This window comes from Mucilaginibacter sp. PAMB04274, from assembly GCF_039634385.2.
Classification (GTDB): domain Bacteria; phylum Bacteroidota; class Bacteroidia; order Sphingobacteriales; family Sphingobacteriaceae; genus Mucilaginibacter.
In genome coordinates this window covers 2,262,159-2,284,493 of record NZ_CP155081.2, presented here as the reverse complement: position 1 = coordinate 2,284,493, position 22,335 = coordinate 2,262,159, and the positions used below count along the sequence as shown (strand labels likewise).

General features: G+C 42.6%; 20 protein-coding genes. 12 read left to right on the top strand and 8 right to left on the bottom strand.

Annotation, left to right across the window (positions count from 1 at the left end):
• The first annotated feature begins 43 nt into the window (after positions 1-43).
• Positions 44-1,129 (top strand): DUF3810 domain-containing protein, encoded by a 1,086-nt coding sequence (locus tag ABDD95_RS09655; protein WP_345951680.1) that lies wholly within the window; start codon positions 44-46, stop codon positions 1,127-1,129.
• A gap of 102 nt (positions 1,130-1,231) precedes the next feature.
• Here ABDD95_RS09655 and ABDD95_RS09650 read toward each other — a convergent pair whose 3' ends face one another.
• On the bottom strand, positions 1,232-1,852 hold the full coding sequence (locus tag ABDD95_RS09650; RefSeq protein ID WP_345952586.1) for a DUF47 family protein: 621 nt from the start codon (positions 1,850-1,852) through the stop codon (positions 1,232-1,234).
• Between the two features lie 165 nt (positions 1,853-2,017).
• Here ABDD95_RS09650 and ABDD95_RS09645 point away from each other — a divergent pair, with 165 nt between their 5' ends.
• The gene (locus ABDD95_RS09645) at positions 2,018-2,251 is read left to right on the top strand and encodes a hypothetical protein (protein ID WP_345951678.1); all 234 of its coding nucleotides are present in this window, start codon (positions 2,018-2,020) and stop codon (positions 2,249-2,251) included.
• Positions 2,252-2,253: 2 nt separating this feature from the next.
• On the opposite strand, the gene ABDD95_RS09640 is transcribed toward ABDD95_RS09645, so the two are convergent.
• Together ABDD95_RS09640 and ABDD95_RS09635 are read right to left on the bottom strand one after the other, a co-directional pair.
• Complete coding sequence (locus ABDD95_RS09640; protein ID WP_345951677.1) at positions 2,254-3,246, bottom strand: SDR family oxidoreductase; 993 nt, start codon at positions 3,244-3,246, stop codon at positions 2,254-2,256.
• A gap of 191 nt (positions 3,247-3,437) precedes the next feature.
• Complete coding sequence (locus ABDD95_RS09635; protein WP_345951676.1) at positions 3,438-4,292, bottom strand: pirin family protein; 855 nt, start codon at positions 4,290-4,292, stop codon at positions 3,438-3,440.
• A gap of 173 nt (positions 4,293-4,465) precedes the next feature.
• Here ABDD95_RS09635 and ABDD95_RS09630 point away from each other — a divergent pair, with 173 nt between their 5' ends.
• Both ABDD95_RS09630 and ABDD95_RS09625 read left to right on the top strand, forming a co-directional pair.
• Entirely contained in the window at positions 4,466-6,802 is a 2,337-nt protein-coding gene (locus ABDD95_RS09630) for a TonB-dependent receptor (RefSeq protein ID WP_345951675.1), read from the top strand.
• A 12-nt stretch (positions 6,803-6,814) separates the two neighbouring features.
• Complete coding sequence (locus ABDD95_RS09625) at positions 6,815-7,624, top strand: DUF4249 domain-containing protein (protein ID WP_345951674.1); 810 nt, start codon at positions 6,815-6,817, stop codon at positions 7,622-7,624.
• 390 nt (positions 7,625-8,014) lie between these two features.
• Here the strand turns inward: ABDD95_RS09625 and ABDD95_RS09620 are convergent, their stop codons facing one another.
• The 3 genes from ABDD95_RS09620 to ABDD95_RS09610 all read right to left on the bottom strand — a co-directional run bounded on the left by ABDD95_RS09620 (position 8,015) and on the right by ABDD95_RS09610 (position 12,410).
• On the bottom strand, positions 8,015-10,081 hold the full coding sequence (locus ABDD95_RS09620; RefSeq protein WP_345951673.1) for a M13 family metallopeptidase: 2,067 nt from the start codon (positions 10,079-10,081) through the stop codon (positions 8,015-8,017).
• 246 nt (positions 10,082-10,327) lie between these two features.
• The gene (locus ABDD95_RS09615; RefSeq protein WP_345951672.1) at positions 10,328-11,710 is read right to left on the bottom strand and encodes an exonuclease domain-containing protein; all 1,383 of its coding nucleotides are present in this window, start codon (positions 11,708-11,710) and stop codon (positions 10,328-10,330) included.
• Positions 11,711-11,897: 187 nt separating this feature from the next.
• Positions 11,898-12,410, bottom strand: a complete 513-nt coding sequence (locus tag ABDD95_RS09610) for a hypothetical protein (RefSeq protein ID WP_345951671.1) — start codon at positions 12,408-12,410, stop codon at positions 11,898-11,900.
• A gap of 227 nt (positions 12,411-12,637) precedes the next feature.
• Between ABDD95_RS09610 and ABDD95_RS09605 the strand changes: the two genes are divergently transcribed.
• The 6 genes from ABDD95_RS09605 to ABDD95_RS09580 all read left to right on the top strand — a co-directional run bounded on the left by ABDD95_RS09605 (position 12,638) and on the right by ABDD95_RS09580 (position 18,215).
• Positions 12,638-13,990, top strand: a complete 1,353-nt coding sequence (locus tag ABDD95_RS09605; RefSeq protein ID WP_345951670.1) for a rhodanese-like domain-containing protein — start codon at positions 12,638-12,640, stop codon at positions 13,988-13,990.
• 54 nt (positions 13,991-14,044) lie between these two features.
• Positions 14,045-14,725 carry a tRNA (5-methylaminomethyl-2-thiouridine)(34)-methyltransferase MnmD gene (gene mnmD / locus ABDD95_RS09600; RefSeq protein WP_345951669.1) on the top strand — a complete coding sequence of 227 codons (681 nt, stop codon included), beginning with the start codon at positions 14,045-14,047 and terminating at the stop codon, positions 14,723-14,725.
• Between the two features lie 111 nt (positions 14,726-14,836).
• Entirely contained in the window at positions 14,837-15,640 is an 804-nt protein-coding gene (mazG, locus tag ABDD95_RS09595; RefSeq protein ID WP_345951668.1) for a nucleoside triphosphate pyrophosphohydrolase, read from the top strand.
• Positions 15,641-15,763: 123 nt separating this feature from the next.
• Positions 15,764-16,144: a hypothetical protein gene (locus ABDD95_RS09590; protein ID WP_345951667.1), complete on the top strand. Its 381-nt coding sequence runs from the start codon at positions 15,764-15,766 to the stop codon at positions 16,142-16,144.
• A 48-nt stretch (positions 16,145-16,192) separates the two neighbouring features.
• Positions 16,193-16,747 (top strand): RNA polymerase sigma factor, encoded by a 555-nt coding sequence (locus tag ABDD95_RS09585; protein WP_345951666.1) that lies wholly within the window; start codon positions 16,193-16,195, stop codon positions 16,745-16,747.
• The gene (locus ABDD95_RS09580) at positions 16,740-18,215 is read left to right on the top strand and encodes a hypothetical protein (RefSeq protein WP_345951665.1); all 1,476 of its coding nucleotides are present in this window, start codon (positions 16,740-16,742) and stop codon (positions 18,213-18,215) included. The genes ABDD95_RS09585 and ABDD95_RS09580 overlap by 8 nt, the downstream gene beginning before the upstream one ends.
• 2 nt (positions 18,216-18,217) lie before the next feature.
• Here the strand turns inward: ABDD95_RS09580 and ABDD95_RS09575 are convergent, their stop codons facing one another.
• Complete coding sequence (locus ABDD95_RS09575; protein ID WP_345951664.1) at positions 18,218-19,438, bottom strand: FtsX-like permease family protein; 1,221 nt, start codon at positions 19,436-19,438, stop codon at positions 18,218-18,220.
• A 145-nt stretch (positions 19,439-19,583) separates the two neighbouring features.
• Between ABDD95_RS09575 and ABDD95_RS09570 the strand changes: the two genes are divergently transcribed.
• Positions 19,584-20,786: a DUF1343 domain-containing protein gene (locus tag ABDD95_RS09570; protein ID WP_345951663.1), complete on the top strand. Its 1,203-nt coding sequence runs from the start codon at positions 19,584-19,586 to the stop codon at positions 20,784-20,786.
• Between the two features lie 90 nt (positions 20,787-20,876).
• Entirely contained in the window at positions 20,877-21,794 is a 918-nt protein-coding gene (gene fmt / locus ABDD95_RS09565) for a methionyl-tRNA formyltransferase (RefSeq protein WP_345951662.1), read from the top strand.
• 49 nt (positions 21,795-21,843) lie between these two features.
• Here fmt and ABDD95_RS09560 read toward each other — a convergent pair whose 3' ends face one another.
• On the bottom strand, positions 21,844-22,296 hold the full coding sequence (locus tag ABDD95_RS09560; RefSeq protein WP_345951661.1) for a 3-oxoacyl-ACP synthase: 453 nt from the start codon (positions 22,294-22,296) through the stop codon (positions 21,844-21,846).
• Between the last annotated feature and the right edge of the window lie 39 nt (positions 22,297-22,335).

Genomic DNA, 22,335 nt, shown 5'->3' with positions numbered 1-22,335 from the left:
ACTTCATGTTGGATATGTGTTTGTATGCTGCTTAATTTGCTGCATGATTGAACCTGCCCCGGTCAAAGCATTTTCAGATAAGAAAGCTTATGCATTAATAGCCGGTTTAGGTGTGTTGCTTGCGCTATTGTTTACTGCAGGTTACTTTCCTAACTTTATTGAGCGTTATTACAGCACAGGCCTTTACCAGTTTATTGGTTATATAGCCCACTCCTTGTTGGGTTGGGTGCCATTTAGTTTAGGCGACTTGTTTTACTTTTACATCATCTCCTACTTACTTTACAGTTTGTGGCGTTGTTTTCGAAACATTCGGCGAAAAAATTTCAGGTTATTATGGAGCGAAACGCTCAAATTTATCATTAAACTGCAGCTCTTTATTGGTTTGTTTTACTTGATGTGGGGGCTGAATTACTTCCGTCCACCGGCGGCTGCCATTTTAAATTTACCTAACAAAACTTATTCATCAAACCAGCTGCAAAAAGTTACCAGGTTATTAATAGATAGCACCAACAGTTTGCGGAGCAGCATACTACGGGCAGACACTCTAACTGATAACAAAGCAATATTTGATATTTCGAAGCAGGCCGTACAAAATTTAGGGAAATTTAGCAATAAACTGCAAAGCACTTTTCCATCGGCAAAACCTTCGTTATTCACTCCCGTAATTAATTATATGACTACGGCGGGCTACTTTAACCCTTTCACCGGAGAGGCGCAAATAAATTATGCTATGCCCATAGTTGACCGGCCCATAACCTCATGCCATGAAATGGCTCATCAAATAGGCTTTGCGCGGGAGGATGAGGCTAACTTTGTCGGATTTCTGGCTGGTATAAAATCCAGTAAAAAGCTGCTCAGGTATTCTGCGTATTACATGGCTATGCAAGAATTTATGCAACAAGTACGCCGCCAGGATACGGTAGTATTTAATAATTTCAAGAAAGAGATATCACCAGCTGTGAAAACAGATTTGAAAGTGGAGCACCTTTATTGGCAGCACTATCAAAATCAGCTCGGATATATAACCAGCGTATTTTACGATAACTTTTTAAAAGCTAATAACCAACCCGAAGGCCTGCGTACTTACAACCGTATGATTAACCTAACCATGGCTTATTACAGCCAATAGTTACTAATTACGCTAGTGTTAAGCCTACAATTACATGTCTTTTATTTCCGGCTCATTAAGCTTTGTAATGGCCTATAGCGATGAAAATAAATTCAATATATTTTAGCTGTTCTTTATCAGAATGCTTTCTACAATGTAAGTTACCTGTTCACATTTGTCTGTAGTACGCTCCAGGGCACCTAAAATTTCACTGTATTTTATAAGTTGAAAGGTGTCGGTTTCTTTAGCATTTAGCAGTGCAAAGGCCTTATCATAAACTTGGTCCGCTTTGTGCTCTAGCTGCTTAATTTGGTTGCAAATCCCCAAAATTGTTTCAGAATCACTGATCTTGTTAAGGGCTCTGATGCATCTGTCCATGTGCTGGCTTGCTTCCAAAATAATGGCACATAACTCGCGTATGGGTGCGGTTATCACATCGAGTGAATATAAGTTAATACGGCGCGCAGATGAGTCGATATAATCAGAAACGGCGTTGATAGCCGAAACCAGGGCGTACATATCATTACGTTCAAAAGGTGACACCAATGCTTTGCCAGACACGGCATATACTTGACGTTTAATATCGCTCGACTGGGCTTTAAGCCGGCTAATTTGAGCAAATTCCGTCTTCTGTTCAGGAATCCACTCACCGTTCACGGCATCGTTTAACAACTTAGCCATGGCTGCACTGTTGGCCGAGGCGCGGTTAAATAAGTTAAAAAAAACCGCATCGTTCTTCGGCATAAACCGGCTTAAGAAATTTGTCATAAGGAGCGTACTGTATGTTTACCTATAATAGAGCGCTATAAAAGTAAGATTATTGATTTATAACGCCAATGTTAAGTAACCGATTTAATGTTAACACAATGTTAATACTGCATTATTAAACGGTTAAGTTAATTTTACAGCATGTCTGAAGATGACCTCCCCACTTATGCTATTGTTGAGTTATTGATTCGCCTGGGCGATTTGAACCCGTCAATAGGTAATTATAAAGACCACTTCTATGCAGATGGTGTGGTTATGGTTAAAACCAGTACTGGCTTTGTCCGCTTCCCATCACAACTTGTGTTTCAGCAATTTAATGCCCCCGAGCTAATTACAGCAGATGACCTGAACAAAGTTGCTCAAGCATTCCAATGAGTTTAGCTCAACTTTTTAAGGACATAAAGTGCCCCGAATAAAACGCCGGCTACACCGGCTGCACGGGCTACTTTTTTATTACTTACTTTTTTGGAAGTAAAGCCGCCCGATATTTGATTGTTTGCACCGGTTGGTTCAAAAATGCTGCCGTTAGTAACCGGGGCTGGTTCAGCATTCTTTAGATACATTTTGATAAACTTGGTGGTAGACCAACGCGTTAGTTTAGGCGACAACCATTGGCTAAACCTTGCCAGGTATGCAGCACTTCCTAAAGTAACCGAGTCTTTAGGCTTTTGCGCTAAAGATACTACAGTGTGCGCTACTTTGTAAGTAGGAACAACGGGAGGCGCGGGTTTTAAGATTTTACCGGTATAGTTGGCCGCATGACTTGGACCAGGGGTATCCACAAAACCCGGAAAAACGTCACAAATGTGAATACCCGGGCAATCCTGTAACTCCGCACGCAATGCTTCCGAATAGCCTCGCAAACCAAACTTACTTGCTGTATATGACACTGAATAAGGGAAAGCCACAAAGCCGCCCACTGAATTTAAATTGATAAGGATGCCTCGTTTTTGCTTTTTAAAATGCGTCAGCGCAGCATGTGCACCGTTAATATAACCTAGTAAATTAACCTTAACCACCTGGTTATGCACTTCAATAGGAATAGTTGTAAACTCGCCTAAGGCGCCTAAACCTGCCACATTAACCCACACATCTAAACTACCTCCAAAAATGCAGGCATCTTTTGCTAACTGCATTACCGATTCTGGGTCGGTAACATCGGTTACTACGGCAATCGCCTTGCCTCCCAAACGGTCACATAGATCAACCATTTCATCTAAAACATCTTTTTGCCTGGCAGCCAGTACTACTTTAGCACCATGGCGGGCAAACTCTAAGGCTGTAGCCCTACCAATACCACTAGTGGCTCCGGTAATTACAACTGTTTTTTTATTTAATGGCGATGTTGGCAGGTATTTGGAGGCTGTCATAAATAGTTTTTAAGTGCAGAGCTTTCAAACATATACAACCCCGCACTTAATTAAAAGTTTAATTTAAAAATGGATATTAAAGCTGAAGATATAAATTTAGCTACAACTCAGCAATGAGCTTGTTTACTATTAATTACAATAAAAGTGATCAGTAACACCCCTTTAAACTAATTTAATAATCTTTAGGCTGGCTAATGTTTCCATGACCCAAATTTTCCTGTTCTGTAATCCTGATAGGCATCCATAATTTCTTGCTCAGTATTCATTACAAACGGCCCTTGCGACACCACAGGCTCATTAAATGGCATGGCATGGCCTAATAATAAGATACTGTCAATATTAACGCTCATTTTCAACAAGTCATCATCGTGGTTAAATTCGGCCAGGTTTAATGAGCGGACGGCAGCGCCGTTTACATTAATTTCTCCGCTGATCACATAAAAAAATATATTATGCGCTTGGGGTATAGCCACTTCCAATTCAGCCCCGGCTTTCAAGTTTATCGTGCTCAGAAATATACCGGTCAACGATTCGAAAGCGCCTTTCACGTCCTTCCATTCCCCCGCAATTAGGTTAACTGTAACCTTGCCTTCATCAAATTGCAAAACGGGTATATCCTGCTGTTGTTTACCTATATAGTAAGGATCAGCCATTTTTAATCTGGCCGGCAGGTTTGCCCAAAGCTGCAATATTTCCAGGTCGCCACCATCACGCTTAAACTCATCTGATGAAACCTCGGCATGTATTAAACCCCTTCCGGCACGCATCCATTGTACTCCTCCTGCTTTTATAACGCTTTCGTGCCCGCTGCTATCCTTGTGAGAAATATCACCTTTTAGTATAAAGGTTACGGTTTCCATCCCCCTATGCGGATGCGGGCCAAAAGGCAAACCACTATTCCGGGCCGGGTATACCTGCGGGCCATGATGGTTTAAAAATAAAAACGGATCAATATACTCAACTGAGGCCGTAGGCAATGCCCGGTAAGTCACTAAATCGGCAATGGGCGAATAAACCGCCGCATGTATCTTCTTAATAGTTCTCATGTTAGTTGATAACATATTCCACTGGGTACAATGTTTCAGTCGTTGTCTGGTTTTTTGATTTCGCGCTGCAATTATCACAATAAAACGACACATACCCGGTTTAGTATTTAAGAAAATGAAGCCGAAATGCGTTGAAACTAAATTTACTACCTTTGCCCGGCCAACTACAAAGCATGTATATTAAACCTTTACACATTTTAACTTTCACCCTCCTCCTCTTAGGAGCACTGTCTGCTTCGGCACAAAAACGGTTTACCTTAAGCGGCACCGTACGCGACGCAGCAACCGGCGAAACGCTAATTGGCGCATCGGTTATTCTGCAATCGCCAGCCGGCCGGTTGGGCACAGCTACCAACGCCTACGGCTTTTACTCTTTAACTGGAACCGAAGGTACCTATACGCTAAGTGTAAGTTACATCAGCTACCAGGCTACAACCAAAAGCATCACATTAAATCAAAACACAACGCTTAGCCTCGAACTTAAAGCAGGATCAGAGTTGCAGGAAGTTGTGGTGAGAGCCGGGGAACGTAAAGACGAAAACGTGCGCAGCCCACAGATGGGTGTCGAAAAAATAGATATTAAATTACTCGATAACCTGCCCGTTCTGTTTGGCGAAAAAGATGTGTTAAAAACTATTCAGCTTTTGCCGGGTGTAAAATCGGGAGGCGAAGGCAACACGGGGTTCTTTGTACGTGGTGGCGCTTCAGATCAAAACCTAATACTGCTTGACGAAGCAACGGTATACAATTCCTCTCATTTGCTAGGCTTTTTTTCCACCTTTAATGCCGATGCTATTAAAAACGTAGACCTTTATAAAGGGGGCATGCCTGCGCAGTACGGCGGCCGTTTGTCATCTGTGTTAGATGTGAAGATGGATGATGGCAATAACAAGAATTTCTCAATGCAGGGTGGCATCGGCCTTATTTCATCGAGGTTAAAGCTGGAGGGACCAATAGTGAAAGACAGAGGCTCTTTCATGGTGAGCGCCCGACGAACCTATATTGACTTTTTGCTTAAGGCATCTCCTGATACTGCCATTAAAGGCAATACGCTAAACTTTTATGATTTAAACATGAAGGTGAATTATAAGTTCAACGACAAGAATACGGTGTTCCTTTCTGGTTATTTTGGGCAGGATAACATTGGCATTAAAGATCTGTTTGATAATAATTGGGGAAACAGCACCGCCACATTGCGTTTAAACCATGTTTTCACTAGTCGCCTATTCTCTAATACTTCACTCATTTACAACAAATACAACTACGCTATAAAATTGCTTGACGACGTCAACAACTTTGAGGTAACCTCTCTTATTCGCGACTATAATCTAAAACAAGATTTCCAGTATTTTAGCAATCAGCACACGCTCCGCTTCGGCCTGCAAGCCACACATCACCGTATAGCACCGTCTGATATATCAACCAGCAGCACATCAAGCTTTAACGCATTATCAATAGAGAACCGTTACGGACTGGAATCATCGGCTTACCTGTCAGACGAATATGCGGTTAGCCAGCGGCTTAACCTTTTATATGGCTTGCGCGCCAGCTGGTTTAGCTTGCTCGGGCCTGGAACTTTTAATACTTACAACAACATTGGAGATATTACCTCCTCAGATACTTATGGCGGCGGTAAATTTGTGCAAAGCTATTTCAACCTCGAACCGCGCTTTTCGGCTAGTTATACCATTAATGAGCAAAATTCGGTTAAGGCATCCTATAACCGCAATACGCAAAATATACATATACTTTCCAATTCCGGCTCCAGCTCTCCTACTGATCAGTATGTAATGAGCAGCAACAACATCAGGCCCGAAGTGGCAGACCAAGTAGCTTTGGGGTACTTTAAAAACGCAAAAAATAATACCTATGAATTTTCGGCAGAGGTGTATTACAAACGGATGCAAAACCAGATCGAATACAAAAATGCAGCAAGGTTAATTGCTAATGCCAACGTAGAGTCGCAATTGTTGTTTGGTGATGGTCGTGCATACGGGCTCGAATTGTATGCAAAGAAACGCATAGGCAAGCTAAGCGGCTGGATTAGCTACACCTTATCGCGTACAGAACGTAAATTTAATGAGTTGAACAATGGCAGTTACTTTCCGGCCAGGCAAGACCGCACGCATGACGTGGCACTAGTTGGTATTTACAAAATGAGTAAGCGCTGGACTTTATCTGCCAATTATATATATAACACCGGTAATGCCGTAACCTACCCGGCCGGCAAGTACCAGGTTGGTAACATGACTACTTTTTTTTACACCGAACGTAATGCCAACCGGCTGCCTTATACCAGCAGGCTTGATGTAAGCGCTACACTGGAGGGTAAAGACACTGGTAAAAGGTTCCATTCTAGTTGGTCGTTTGGGCTGTATAACGCTTTAAACCGTAAAAACCCGTATTCTGTGGATTTTAGAGATGTAGCAAGCGATCCATCAAGAACTGAAGCTGTACAAACGTCGCTTTTTGGCATAATACCATCGGTAACCTGGAATTTTAAATTTTAACGCAAGTTGATAATGAAATTGAAATACTACCTGCTTTTATTCATACTGTGCGGTGCACTGCTGAGCGCTTGTCAGAAGGTAATTGATATTGATGTCAACACCTCCACATCACAATTAGTAATTGAGGGTAACATCTCTAATGTGCGGGAGAACCAGATCATTAAAATAAGCCGGTCGGTAGCGTATACGGAGAAAAACGTTTACCCTGCCGTATCAGGCGCGGATGTTCGGGTAACCGACAACCTGGGCAATTCGTGGAAGTTCGCTGAGACAGCACCGGGCCAGTATGCTGTGATTATGCGCGGTGTAACCGGCAGAACTTACAAAATGAAAGTAGTGGTTGACGGGCAAGATTATGCGGCAACTTCGGTTATGCCTACCGCTGTAAAGATAGACTCGCTCAGTTTATCAAATGTTACTTTTGGTAGCACTACACGCAAATTGGTATCTGTAAATTATACTGACCCTAAAGGTCAACCAAACCAATACCGTTACATTATGCGCATTAACGGCAAGAAAAGCAATCGTGTGTATGTAACAGACGACCGCCTTACGGATGGCAATATACGCAAAGAAGATTTGTACCCGGATACCAATGATGACGATGAAGATGACGACCTGAAAACTGGCGACCAAGTGGAAGTAGAAACGCAAAATATTGATAAAGATGTGTTTACTTACTGGTTTACCTTGCGGCAACAAAGGCGGGGCGGACCAGGTGGAGGTGTAACGCCAGGCAATCCGCCATCTAACATCAGTAACAACGCGTTAGGTTATTTCAGTGCACATACCTATTATTCACTCGCTATTAGCGTACCGTAGCATTGCCATAAGTAAGTAAGCGCTGCATTCATCACTCCTATAAGTGCAGCAACTGCTGAGATCCGAGTTGAACGCTTTATTGTTATTAGGCATGAGTGTTTAACCATAACATAACACTCTCCCCAATGCAGTAGTTCGTGAATCTTTGTGTTGGGTTAAATATAACAGTCCGGATGCTGCATCTTGATTTGATAAAACTAACTTCACGCCAACCCTTAGCCTTGTCCGTTCCGGTTCATTCGTGAGGCCTCTCTTGTGAAACACTCCTGCACTACAACGGCTAACTTACTCTTATCAAGTAATCTTGTTATTTGGTTTTCGACCATAAAAAAGCCCTGCTTCATATAAAGCAGGGCTTGAACAAATATTAAAATGGTTGGCTTTTTAACCTTACCAAATCCTGATGCGATCCTCAGGTTTTTTATACATTTTATCGCCGGGTTGTACGTTAAATGCTTTATACCAGGCATCTACGTTAGTAATAGGCGCATTGGTACGGAACTGCCCAGGTGAGTGTGGGTCCGTTTGCACCTGCAACGCCAATGCCTCCGGACGTTGTAAGCCTCTCCACACCTGCGCGTATGACAGGAAGAAGCGTTGGTCTGGCGTAAAGCCATCTATTTTTGTGTTTGACTGACCTTGTTTTGTTTTCTTAAATGCCTCGTAAGCAATATTGATACCGCCTAAATCAGCAAGGTTTTCACCCAGTGTCAGTTTGCCATTTACATGCATGGTATCCACAGCCACAAAATTGTTAAACTGATTTACCACCATGTCAGCACGGGATTTAAACTTATCGGCATCGTCTTTCTTCCACCAGTCGCGCAAAGTTCCGTCAGCATCATACTGGCGGCCTTGATCATCGAAACCATGCGTCATCTCGTGGCCTATAACCGCGCCAATACCACCGTAATTTACAGCATCATCAGCTTTGAAGTCATAAAAAGGGAACTGCAAAATACCAGCAGGGAACACAATCTCGTTATTTACCGGATTATAGTAAGCATTAACCGTTGGAGGCGTCATACCCCACTCAGTTTTGTCAACTGGTTTGCCTAAACGACCAACCATATCATTATAACTCCAGGTGCTTACGCGGCGCAGGTTGCCAAAGTAATCACTACGGTCAACCGTTAAACCAGCGTAAGTTTCCCATTTATCGGTATAGCCAATCTTAACAGTAAAAGCGTTTAGCTTGCGCAACGCACGCTGTTTGGTCTCAGGCGTCATCCACTCCAGGCGCTTAATACGATCGCCCAATGTAGATTTAAGGTTATTTACCAAAGCCAGCATTGAAGCTTTAGCTTGTGGCGTAAAGTATTTCTCTACGTAAAGCTGACCAAGTAATTCGCCTAAACTGCCATCAACTAACGATGTCATGCGCTCGTAGCGTGGCGCTTGTACCTGCTGTCCGCTTAATACACTGCTGAATTTAAATTGAGATTGTACGAACGGAGAGCTTAATGAACCAGCTGAACCGCGTAAAATGCCCCATTTTAAATACGTTTTCCAATCTTCAACAGGGGTAGATGCCAATAAACCATCAGCTGCAGTTAAAAAAGACGGAGAAGAAACCAATACAGTATCCTGGCCATTCACCTTTAGCTTAGGCAGTAATTGCGCCCAATTTAAGTGAGGTGTAGTTTTGCTCAGATCAGCAATGGCAAACTTATTGTAAGTTTTGTTTGGATCGCGCATGGCTACACGGGTCATTTGTGCTTCGGCCAACTTGGTTTCTAAAGCAAAAATTGTAGCGGCATTTTTGGCGGCAACCTCTGCGCTGCTACCGGTTAAGGTATACAGATCAACTATATATTGTTTGTAAGCATCCTGTATGCGTTTAGTACGTGGATCAGACTTTAAGTAATAGTCGCGATCTGGTAAACTTGTACCACCCTGACCTAAGCCAACTACGTATTTGCTCACATTTTTAGGATCCTGACGTATGCCAAAGCTAAACAACGGACTACCAATGGCATTAGCACGCTCATAAACAATCTCGTTCACAACACCGTTGATGTCTGCAATAGCATCAATGCGTTTCAAATCGGCTTTGATAGGATCATAGCCACGTTTTTCGATAGCCATTGTATCCATAGCACTAGCGTACATATCGCCAACACGTTGTTTGATGCTGCCCTTAGGCGCTGTAGCTGATGTTTTACTTACTTCCTGAACAATGGCTTGTAATTTCTTTTTGTTATCATCATTCAGAATGTTGAAGCTCCCCCAGCGGGTTTCTTTAGCAGGGATGGTGTTACTCTTTAGCCAGCCGCCATTGGCGTACTCAAAAAAGTCGTCGCCAGGTTTAACCGATGGGTCAATGTTGGCAGGATCAATAAACTTTCTCGGCGGGGTCGGCTTAACTTTGCCGGTTTTACCGCCATCCGCAGCATAGGCATTAGCCGATAGGCAAACTGCTGCTGCAAGCATTAAATTACTAAAATTCAATTTCATTTTTAATCAATATCGAGTGCTAAATGTAAGCAATTTTGGGCATTTGCAAACAGTTGTGAGGGTTTTATTACAAATGTAAATACTTACGCTTGTTTCAGTACTTAAAGGGTACTTTCAGCAATTTTAAAAATAAGCTGTTTATAAAAAGAAGCTGTTAACAGACTAAATGGTAGTTGCCTTGTGGTTTATTGATTAGTATGTATCCCTAATCAAAAAATGGCGTTGCCATGAAAAATAATCTCTCAATTAAGCCATCCGGGCAATCTCAGCAAAATCTACCTTTTTCCATGGATAGCGGTCGGCATGGTTGATGATCATGTTGTGCATATAGTCATTGCCCGGGTATGGAGTTAAGTAATTTTTTAACTGAGATATGTTGTTGGCATCAAAGTAATGTGAAATATAGCCCATCCCATACAACCGGCCTTTTTCTATTAATATACAGCTGTGCTCATCATTGGTGCGGCCTTCGTCTCTAATGGCAAATGTTGGCAAGGCTTGTTTTAAGCCTTCAATAGCTTGCTGAATTTTATAATTGTAGGCTTCTGCACTTTCATGGCCGGTACAAGCACAATATTCTTGCCCCGCTCCGGTACAGGTGTCATTATTTTTTTGAATAAAGCAAAACTTAGGACACAGTTGGTAGGTTTCAATCAGCTTAAGCATGATATTATGCCCTTCGAGCAGCGAGCTGCAGGTGTGTACCGGGGTGGAGTATTTCCTACGTTTATCGACAGCCATACGCAGGTAACCACGCTGGTCTTCATAGGTGTATAAACCAAAGTTAAATTCCAGCTTCTTTTGCGAACGGTTAAATTTGGGCCACAGACGCTTAATTTCAACAGCCTCTGTTAGCAATGCCATAAGCTCTGTGCCGCACTCCTGATAACTGATTTGGTGTATATTGCGCATAAACTCCTGCCGCTGAGCGCCAGAGTTGTTGCCACTAAAATGACCGGCCACCCTCTTTTTAATATTTACTGCCTTACCCACGTACACAACTTTACCCTTATTATCATGAAAGTAGTAAACACCCGGTGTTGGTGGTAGCTTTTCGATGAACCGGCGATGCAGGTTAGGAGGCAATACCTGTTCTTTCGAGCGCTGCTTAAGCGCTTCAGGAATATGATTGTCTTTATCGCTGTTGAGCAACATAGTGAACAACTCAGCGGTAGCGTCCGCATCCCCGGCTGCACGGTGGCGGGCCGAGTTGCCAATACCAATATGATGGCATAACTTACCCAGGCTGTACGATGGCATACCCGGCATAATTTTGCGGCTTAAACGAACGGTGCACAGTTTGTTGCACTGCAAATCGTACCCGGCTGCACCCAGGTGGTATTTTACAAATGAATAATCGAAGTTGACGTTATGGGCCACAAATATCTGGCCTTGTAACAGGTTGTAAATGTCGTAAGCTACATCCTTAAAATAAGGTGCCTGTTGCACCATCTCATTGCTGATACCTGTTAGGGCTTGTATGTATACCGGAATATCCTTACCAGGGTTAACCAGTGTTTCATAACGTTGCACTACCTCATTACCATCATGAATACAAATAGCTATTTCGGTTATACCGTTAGCGCTGGCATGCCCGCCCGTGGTCTCAATATCAACAATCGCATACATCTTACATCAAAATTAAAAAAATAAATGATGCTAATAATGTTAGCTTGAAAATAATTTTCCAAGAAGATCTATTGTCTTAAAGAAACAAGCAGCTCTTGATAAACAAAACTGCCATTGCCCGCAAATTAGTTAAACTACGCGTGCAAACTTTGCCTCGCACATTAGTGATAACCTTACCTGTAACGGTCTATTGCACAGCAGTCAAACCAAAAAATTTATACTGTCCCCTATCTTTTACAAACTGAAAAGCATAACGCTGGCTTTCATACCCTTTAACTTTTCCGGGCTTATTAGTTACATACCAAATGTCATACACGTCCAGTATCTCGTCGTTTACGTTTATATTAAGCGGCTTGTAATTCTTTATTTTTTCGGTTACAATTAAGTGTCGCGAGGTTTTGATGGCGGTCCACAATTGGGTTTTGGGCAAACTGGCCAGAATATTTTTAACAAAAGCATCGGCACTTACCAGGTCTCCTGTACCGGCCTGAATGGCGCATGGCTGGCAATACACCTGTTTTAACGACAACCGCTTTAATGTGCCCGCATTTTTGCCAGACAAAGCCTTTACATATTGTTTCCAAACGGCTTCAACCGCTAATGAATCGGCTTTGGGTGTTTTTACCATCTTCATTTTTTGACTGCACGATGAGAACAATAAAGCGGCAAGGCTGAGGGTTATAGCAATGTATTTAGTCATTTTCTTCAATAATTAAAGCCGAAATCATCTAAGCCGAACGGAAGAAATGTGCGGCGTGGCCTTTAAATAAATTCTATTCATAAACGCAAAACCAGCCATTGTGTGTGCATGGTTACGCCTGTTTTTTTAAACTGCCGCACAACTGCCACATATCATGGCACTCTGCTGACCAAACCATTAGTCTTGCATATTTCATAATTACTTGTAAAACTTATCTTTGCGCACCTATGCTGATACATCAATTTTACGACACCGACCTTGCGCATGCGTCTTATGCTATTTTGCGTGCCGGCCAGGTAATTGTTATTGATCCGGCGCGCAATCCGCAGCCGTATTATGATTTTGCGGAACTGCATGAAGCTGATGTTGTAGGCGTGATTGAAACGCATCCTCACGCCGATTTCGTAAGCTCTCACTTAGAGATACACGAAACTACCGGAGCTACCATATATGTAAGTCACTTGTTGGGCGCAACTTATCCGCACCAAACATTTGATGAAGGCGATGAAATAACGCTGGCCGATATCAAATTAAGGGCATTGAATACGCCCGGTCACTCACCCGATTCTATTTGCGTTCTGGTAGAGGATGAGAACGGCCAGACCACTACCCTGTTCAGTGGCGACACCTTGTTTGTAGGCGATGTTGGCAGACCCGACCTGCGCGAAGAAGCTGGCAATATCACCGCTAAAAAAGAGGATTTAGCCCGGCAGATGTACCGCACTACCCGCCAAAAGCTAATGAAACTACCTAAGCAGGTAGTAGTATATCCGGCCCACGGTCCGGGTTCATTGTGTGGTAAAAGCATGAGTCAGGACTTGCAAAGCACTATTGGACGTGAGCTGCGGGAGAATTCTGCCTTGCAGTTGATGGATGAATTGAAATTTGTTAATGACCTAATTGCAGATCAGCCTTTTATGCCCCTGTATTTTGGGTACGATGTAGAGCTGAATAAGACCGGAGCACCTGCATACGCACAAAGTTTAGCGAATGTGCCGAAATTAATGCCTGACACAGATCTGGATACAGGAGTGCTGGTTGTGGACACGCGCAACAAGGCCGATTTTAATAAAGGTCATATCAAAAATGCAATAAACCTTCAATTACAAGGCAAATTTGAAACCTGGCTGGGCGCAGTGATTGAACCAAAAGAACCTTTCTACCTCATTGCTGCTGACGAAGCAAAGCTGGATGCAGCATTAAGCCGGGCAGCCAAAATTGGTTACGAACAGCAAATAAAAGGCGCTTTAATCACGCCGGCTGCAGCTGTTGAGACCTCTCCCGAATTAGATTTAGGTGATTTTAAAGCCAACCCCAATAATTATACTATTATTGACACACGTAACTGGAATGAGATAGACGCTGGCTTGCTGTTTAAAAACGGGCTTACCATTCCTTTACCTGAGCTACGTAAGCGCTTAAATGAAATACCAGCCGATAAACCTATAGTAGTTCATTGTGCCGCTGGTTACCGCTCCGCTGCTGCACAAAGCATTATTGCTGCCAAGATTACCACCGTGCCGGTTTATGACTTAGGTGAGGCCGTGACCGCGTTTAGAAGCGTTACTAGTAACACTTAACCAAGCTATTTATTCGAAAGCATCACAACCTATGAAACTTTAGAGAACAACTGCATGAGTGATCATCTTACTATAGTTGCCACTGCCGATGGCTCCAAGACAATCTATAATGCCGAAGTTGGCGAAAATTATCATTCGCGGCACGGTGCTTTACAGGAGAGCCAGCACGTGTTTCTTAACTCAGGTTTGCGCTATTTTTTAGACAATAGCGGCAAAAACGTTGCATCAGTGCTTGAAGTAGGCTTTGGTACCGGGTTAAACTTTTTGCTCAGTGCAGATTTTTGCATCGCTGAACAAATACCGCTTAAATATACCGGCATCGAAGCCTACCCACTAAGTACAACCATGATTGCTGATACCGGTTATGATGCGTATATATCGCCGGCGCTGTGGGAAAGCTTTAAAACGCATTACGCTAAAGCATTAAAAGAAGCAGTCCCAATTAATAACTCAACAGTACTTGAAATAGCGCATAGCCAACTGCTTACTTTCTCCACTACACAACTGTTTGACGTTATTTACTTCGACGCTTTTGCGGCTATCCATCAGCCCGAAATGTGGGATGAGGCGGCAATTGACCACACCATTAAGTTTTTAAAGCCCGGTGGCGTGTTTGTAACCTACGCCATTACCGGCAACCTGAAAAGGCAATTCAAAGCCTTAGGCTTTAAAGTAGAGAAGGCCCCTGGCGCACCAGGTAAACGCGAAATGCTACGGGCCGTAAGCCCTAAATAAAAACTTTTCCTACTTAAATCAGCAATTGCTTATCTCATATACCAGGAGTTTTATTGCTTTGCCAAAGGCTTATCTTAACCGGCAATATGTACTTTTGTAAAAAACTGCATTATGCCAATAACACCTCCCGATACCGCTAATAATCCGCTTTCTGCATTCGACCGCCTGCTCACGATTATGAATGATTTGCGCGAGAACTGCCCGTGGGATAAAAAACAAACAATCGAAAGCCTCCGTCATCTTACCATTGAGGAAACTTATGAATTGTCGGACGCCATTTTAGGTAACGATATGGATGAGATCAGGAAAGAGTTAGGTGATATTATGCTACACCTGGTATTTTATGCACGTATTGCATCCGAAACAAATTCGTTTACCATAACCGACGTGCTGAACGGCATTTGCGACAAGCTTATTAACCGCCACCCGCATATTTATGGTGATGTAGATGTAAATGATGAAGAGGATGTAAAGCGCAATTGGGAACAAATTAAACTTAAAGAAGGCAATAAATCGGTGCTGGGTGGTGTACCCGCCTCATTGCCCGCACTAGTAAAAGCAGCACGTATACAAGAAAAAGCCCGCGGCGTTGGATTTGATTGGGAGGACAAAAGCCAGGTTTGGGAAAAGGTGGAAGAAGAAATGCACGAGTTCCGGAACGAATATAACGCAGAGGACAACACCGTTATAGACCAGGACCGTGCCGAAAGCGAGTTTGGGGACCTGCTTTTTTCCCTTATAAATTACGCCCGCTTTGTTAACATAAACCCTGAGAATGCACTCGAAAAAACCAACCGGAAGTTCATAAAACGTTTTCAGCACCTGGAAAGCCAGGCTGCTGCCAAGGGCAAAAAGTTACAGGATATGACCCTGGCCGAAATGGATGTTTATTGGAACGAAGCAAAGCAGTTATAATTTTCGAGTACAGGTGTTACACTTCATGATGTTTTATCGTAATGGCTATATATACGAGCAAATGTTATGAAAAAAATACTACTTCAAGTATTATCAGGTATAATCTTTATCAGCTCGGGTTGTATGAAAGACAACTCCGATACTACACCTGTGGTACAGCCTCAAGGTAAATTTACAGGTCAGTTTTACAGGATACATAGAAACGCTAACACTCAGGTAAAAGATACAGTAAAAGCAGAGATAGTGCTTGATTTGGTAAGCAACACTTTTAAGGTGACAGGTGACACCACCAAACATGCCGGCAGCAACGGCAAGTTCAACTATAACCAATCGTATATGGAGTGGATCGACAGCACTGTTCCAATTGGCTCAAACAGTTTAAATTTACCTAAATACCATTTGCATGGTCTTTATCAGTATGTTTATAATGGCACCAATTTAGAATTTGCTGCGAGTACCTATCCGGTAGATACGCTGATCTATCTTTATAAACTAAAAAAATAAATAACAAAAAGTCTTTCACGTAAAGACTTGTCAACTATACATTGCTGAATGCTCGACCCCAACAGCAATGCTGAGCATGAACTGATACAGCATTGCATTACAGGCGCCATAAAGTACCAGGAACGCTTATATAAGCAGTTCTATGGCTATGCCATGGGCGTTGGGCTACGCTATTGCGATAGTCGGGATGATGCATTGGAAGTAGTAAACGACTCGTTTATTAAGGTGTTTAACACCATCAAAACCTATAACCCCGACCGGTCATTTAAGGCTTGGTTGCGACGAATTATCATTAATACAGCTATTGACAGGCGGCGCAAGGATTTAAAATATCAGCTGCATACCGATATGGAATATGCCAACCATATTGGTCATAATCATACAGCTATACAGGAGTTGAACGCAAAAGATATTTTAAAACTAATGGATGGTTTGCCCACCCTGCAACGTGCCATATTTAATATGTATGAAATTGATGGATACAACCATGATGAAATTGCCGAAATGTTGAACATCCCCTCCAGCTCATCAAGAGTATACTTGAGCCGGGCCAAAGAGAAATTAAGAAAGGCATTAACCACAGAAGCACATAACCATGAGTGAGCCTTTGGATAATGAATTGAGGAAACGCATTAGCGAGGTATTTGACAATTACGAAGATACCGCTCCTGCCGAAGCAGGCTGGCAGTTGCTGCGCGAAAAGCTTCCATTAGAAAAGAAACGCCGCATGGCACCTATATGGTGGAGCGCTGCCGCCACCTTGCTCATACTATGCCTGTTTGGGTTATGGTTTTATAATGAGCCCCAAAAAGCAGATCAAAGCTTTGTTAAAACACAACGCAAGCCACGTACTACTAAAGATTCTATTTCACGGACGAACATAACACCCGAAGAAATTGCTCAGTATCGTGCCGCTGCAAAAGATTCAGCACAAAAACAATATGCCGATTTGCAAAAACACAATTTAGGGCCTGTAAAGCGTAATAATTTTGCAAACGGCAACAAGCTTTCTACCTCGCCCACTTCTGTTCCTGCACCGGATAAGCATTTGAACGAGCCAGATAAATTGGCGCAGCAACCAGTGTCCGGTAACAGCCTGCGGTACAATGAAGGCTTAGTTAACGAAAAGCAGTTAAACAAAACCACCAATACGGCAATAGCCTTAGTTCCTGTTAAAAAGCCGGATAGTTTACAAACAGTAAGCTCCAACATACTTGCTGCCCAACAAAACAATGTGCCAACGCATAGCAATAAAATAAATGCTGTAGATATTAAAGATTCGGCCGACGTAAGTAAATCGGCTATGAGTGTTTACCTGGCTAATGAGCAAAATAAGGGCGCCGGTAAAAACGCGAAAGACAACAATTCACCCGCCGATAAAAAAGTGCTTTACAGTGTATATGCTGCTACGTATTTCAATTACGCCGAAGGCAGCAAAAGCCAAATAAATACAGGCGCAGGTTTCACTACTGATATAAAATTGGCAGGCAACTTCAAATTAAGTACCGGCATAGCCATAGGCAAAAACACTTTAAATTATAACGGCCAACCGGCTAAAACGGGCATATTAAACGAGGCCATAGGTGTTAGCCGGGCTAAAGCAAGTGACTACCCGGCCGCTTCTGCAGCACCGGTACTGGGCTTTGTAGGTCAAAGAGTAGCTCCCGACCCGGTTGTAACAGGATACAATGTGAGTTTAACCGGATTAGATGTACCCGTAAATATTAAGTATGAATTTAATCCAAAAAAATCGGATAGCTATATATCGGCCGGTTTGAGTTCAGGTACATTTATTACTGAAACCTATCGTTATCAATATGATAACAGTGCTAACGTGTTAGGATTTTCACCTGAAATTCCTGACGCATCCACCCGAAAAAGCTTCACGCAGTTTGGCTTTGGCCGTATGTTAAACATCTCGATGGGAATTGGTTACCAAATTACCAGTAGCAATCGTTTGGTGATCGAACCATTTTTTAATTATCCGCTTAGTGGCTTGGGCTCGCAGCAAATACGTTTTGGCGCGGGTGGCATTAACCTAAGGCTAAAGTTTCAGGGGGCAAAAAAATAAGCTTACTTAAAGCGTATTGCCCTAACCGGCGATATTTTACTAACCAGCATAGAGGGTAGCAGTAAAACCAGCAAGCAAATAACCAGGGTACCCACGTTAAGCCAAATTACGTCCCATGCACTCAGCTCAATAGGTACAAAATTCATATAGTAAGATGCCTGGTCGAGCTTTAAGAAGTGTGTACGGTGTTGAAACCAGCTAAAGCCTAAACCAAATAAATTACCCAGCAATAAACCCATCCCAATAAGGTAAGTGGCGTTATATAAAAAAATGGACTGTATACGCCAGTTTGTTGCGCCTAATGCTTTGAACATTCCTATCATGGATGTGCGCTCCAAAATCATAATCAACAAAGCCGATATCATGTTAATGACTGCTACAATAGTCATTAGTATCAACATCACTCTTGTATTTACATCAAGCAGGCTAAGCCATTCAAATATTGTGGGATAAGTTTGATCAACCGTATATGACCGGAGGTAAGTTGGCAAGTAAGCACTTAATTTTTCATTAGCTTCAGTTAGCTGGTCAAAATCCTTTACCTGCATTTCGTAACCACCTGCTTCGCGGTAAGTCCAGTCGTTTAGTCGCTGAATTACCGACAAGCTGCCAATTACAAAAGTTTTGTCAACCTCTTCTACCCCTACATTAAAAATACCAACAATGGTAAACTTGCGCTTACGCATGGGTTCCTGTATAAAGTACATCAAAAAGTCGTCTCCAACTTTGAGTTTTAGCCTTGAGGCCGTATGACTGGACACCATGATCTGCTTTTGCGCCTCGGCCGAATCGGCAAAGTTGATCACCTTGCCTTCAACAAGAGTGTTTTTAAAGATCTTCCAATCATAGCTCTTATCAACCCCTTTTAATACAACGCCTTCAATCTCATCATTGGCTTTTATAATGGCCGGTTTGGTAGCGTAAGGCATAATCCCTTTAATGTAGGGGTCCGCTTTCGCTTTTGCTGCAAAAGCCGGATCGATCATAAACGGCGAATTCTCGTAAGAGAAATTATTATCAAATTTTGTTACCTGAATATCGCCGGCAAATCCTCTTATTTTTTCGCGTATTTCGCGTTTAAAGCCCTTAACAATAGCAATAGAAAGTATCATTACGCCCAAACCAAGCATAATGCCTACAATGGCAATGCGCACAATGAGCTTGGAAAATGTGCGCTTGCTTTGGAATGTAAGCCGCGAAGCAATAAAAGATGAAAAATTCAAGGCAAACAGTTTTTTTGTACTTTCGCAAATATGCGTATTTAAGACCGATGTTTAAGCATCTGCCTTGCACCGCAAAGCATCACAACTTATGATAACCTACATTAAAAACATCAGCCTCGCAATAAGTTTGCTATTTATTAATTTGATGCCAACATGCGCTCAAAAACCGCTAACAACTAACTTAGCAAATACAGCAAAAAAACCGGCTGCAGGTAAGGCAGGTTCTGGTGGCTACGTTGCGGCAAACCCGGCGGCTAATGAAACACAGCTCTACTTGCCTTACTTAAAGGGTAAAAAGGTAGGCATGGTGGTTAATCCCACTTCAATTATCGGTTCAAAAAAAATTGCTTTAGTAGATAGCCTGTTAAAGGTGGGTATACAAATTACAAAGATATACGGCCCGGAGCATGGCTTTAGAGGCAATGCAAGTGACGGTGCCACTGTGACCAATGAGGTAGATGCCAAGACCAAAATTCCGGTAGTTTCTTTATATGGCAAAAATAATAAGCCTACCCCCGCCGATTTAAAAGGCATAAACCTGTTGGTGTTTGATATACAGGATGTAGGTGCACGCTTTTACACTTACATTTCTACCCTGCATTATGTGATGGAAGCTTGTGCAGAAAACAACATTGAACTAATGGTGTTAGACCGCCCTAATCCCAATGGCTTTTATGTTGACGGACCGGTGCTGGATACGGCGTTTAAATCATTTGTGGGCATGCACCCTATACCTGTGGTTCATGGTATGACCATTGCCGAATATGCCCAAATGATAAACGGCGAGGGCTGGTTGAAAGGCCGGATAAAATGCAAACTAAAGGTAGTTAAGATGCTTAATTACCAGCATAACCTGCCTTATACGCTACCCGTAAATCCCTCACCTAATTTAAACACAGCACAGTCTATACTGCTTTATCCAGGCATCTGTTTTTTTGAAGGCACTACTTTAAGCTTAGGGCGGGGTACCCCGTTCCCTTTCCAGGTGGTAGGCCACCCGGCGCTTAAAGGAAAGTACAACTTTTCTTTTACACCAGTAAGCATACCAGGAGTTAGCGACAACCCACCTCAAAAAAATGTGGAGTGCTTTGGTGTTGATTACCGTAATTATGATACCAGTAAAATACGGGAAGATAAAAAGCTAAACCTATCATGGTTATTATCCTTTTATCAAAACTTTCCTGAGAAATCGAAGTTCTTTATTGCCTACTTTACCAGACTGGCAGGTACCGATAAGCTGCAAAAGCAAATTGAGGTCGGCCTAACGGAACAACAAATACGTCAAAGTTGGGAGCCGGCATTAAGCAAATTTAAAGAAGTAAGAAAAAAATATCTGTTATATCAATAAACAGCATGTTCATGATCAGATTTATAGCCTGATCTCAGTATTTGACACCGGAACCTATAACTTAAAATCCAACATACACATCTGCACAAAATGAGAATAGTTTTTATGGGGACGCCCGAGTTTGCTGTAGCATCACTTGAAGCATTGCTTGATGCAGGAAGCGAAATTGCAGGCGTTATTACCGCACCCGATAAACCTGCAGGGCGTGGTCAAAAGCTTAGCGAATCGGCCGTGAAACAATATGCCGTTTCAAAAGGCCTGAAAGTACTTCAGCCAGTAAAACTTAAAGATCCGGATTTTTTATCTGAACTGAAATCGCTGAATGCCGACTTGCAAGTGGTAGTGGCTTTCCGTATGCTGCCAGAAGTAGTTTGGAATATGCCGCCTAAGGGCACAATTAACCTACACGCCTCTCTGCTGCCGCAATACCGCGGTGCTGCTCCAATTAACTGGGCTATCATTAACGGCGAAAAGGAAAGCGGCGTTACTACATTTTTTCTGAAACAGGAGATTGATACCGGCGATATCCTGTTTGTAGAAAAAATAACGATTGACGATGAAATAACGGCAGGCGAATATCACGACAGGCTGATGAACAAAGGTGCTGGCTTGCTGGTAAAAACAGTGAAAGCTATTGAAAGCGGCCGTTATACAGAACAGCCGCAGGAGCAACTGGTGGAGGGACAAGACCTAAAACACGCCCCTAAAATTTTCAAAGAAGATTGTCGCATAGAATGGAACCAGCCTGTTAACCAGGTACACAACCTTATACGTGGCTTAAGCCCCTACCCCGCAGCTTATACCGAACTTAATGGAAAAGTATTTAAAATTTATAAAAGTGTAAAGGAACAAGTGCAGCCCCAAGGCCAGCCCGCCAGCTATTTAACTGATAATAAGACTTATCTTAAATTTGCCTGCAACGACGGTTATGTGCAAGTAACCGATGTGCAGCTTGAGGGTAAAAAGCGTATGGGGGTTGAAGAGTTTTTGCGGGGTGTAAAATTGTAATCTTACCAATCAATGTTCTGAACCGGTAGTTCCGGCTCAGAACATTGCATTAAATAATCTCTTCTATTTTATAAGACTTACCGTTTAAAATAAACTCATCTCCTTTCTTGCACGCCTTCATCTTTATACCTATCGGAGACGCGGGTGATATAGCGAAATAAGTTTCGTTATTTAGATTTAATGTACCAGCGCTGATAGAAAGATAGAATTTGCCGTTATTGGTTATCACTACGCTTCCTGCTTCAGCAGTTGCAGATTTGCCGCTGGTGCCAATTTGATTAAGTGCTACCATCAACTTGTTGGCCTCGTTTAGTTGCGTAAGGTTGCGGTTGGTCTCCTGCTGCGCCATTTCTCTTCCGGTTTCATATTTATCGCCGGCACTGCTTTTAGTGTCATCGTTAGCTGCTTGTTGTGCCTCGGCTATCGCCATTTGCGCAGCGTTCATTCGTTGCTGTACCACCTCAACACATAGTTGATGCAGTTGTCTCTTTATATTATTCATAGCCAAAATAAAGCCCCGTTTGATGACTCAAACAGGGCT